Raw genomic sequence first — 903 nt, forward strand, 5'->3', positions numbered from 1 at the left:
GAAGCCGCCCAATTAACTTTTTTGGTGACTTCAGGTCTTTCTTCTCGCCATAAATAATCTAGCTCTTCTTTTAAAGCCAAATACCCTTCTTTTGTTATTAAATTAGTCGCCAAACAGCACTCTCTCTTGTTTAAATATTGCAAAAACTAACTTGGCATTAGCTTTGCTTTTTCACTAACTCGTTATTTTATAAAAACCGACTTGATCATACAGGCACTTCATTATGCCCTTATATGCCTATATTGCAGCAATCTTCACTTTGCTTCTCAGTGCATGCGCGAATACATCGCAAAACAGTCTATTTACAAGCGATTTAGAGCAAACGCAGCGCTCTTTGCATCATCACGTCGAACAATTAACTCGCCAATTATTGCTAACATCATCAGACGAATTAACACTTGGTCAAAGTGTAGCTGTCGGCACTATCTTGCCCATCACTGAATTAAGTGGCAAAAACCGCCCACCAGCCAATGTCTTAGGGCAACAACTTCAAGAAAGCTTAGTTACTCTTGCCGCGCAGTCTGGTTTAGATGTTATTGAATTTAAGACAACCAAAACGATTCATATGACAGATGATCAAGATGTCATGTTAACCAGAACGCTTAAAGATTTAGATCTCACCCTGGATGCTAACTACTTTCTGACAGGAACGTACTATAGCCAAGGCCAATCGGTCGTTGTAAATATTCGTCTTATTGATGTCTCAAGTCGAAAAGTTGTAGCCGCTGCCACAGATACCATTCCTATCGGAATGATGTGGGCAGGCTCAACACCAAGCACCTCTAATCAAGCTGGCAGTCTTTACCAAGGTATTTACTAAGGGATAACAGATATGCGACTCATTCTTCCACGCTTTCTTTCAAAGCACTTATGTGTTGGTTTACTCACTCTCAGCCAATCTGT

At 40.4% G+C, this 903-nt stretch carries 1 protein-coding gene and 1 pseudogene; one reads left to right on the plus strand and one right to left on the minus strand.

Annotated features, from left to right (window positions below; translation table 11 throughout):
• Positions 1-143, minus strand: a pseudogene (locus A3762_RS28650) (hypothetical protein); the annotation flags it as partial.
• A gap of 80 nt (positions 144-223) precedes the next feature.
• On the opposite strand from A3762_RS28650, the gene A3762_RS23730 reads away from it, so the two are divergent.
• The gene (locus tag A3762_RS23730; RefSeq protein WP_082869257.1) at positions 224-820 is read left to right on the plus strand and encodes a FlgO family outer membrane protein; all 597 of its coding nucleotides are present in this window, start codon (positions 224-226) and stop codon (positions 818-820) included.
• Positions 821-903: the final 83 nt, after the last annotated feature.

The sequence above is a fragment of the Oleiphilus sp. HI0125 genome (genome assembly GCF_001635355.1).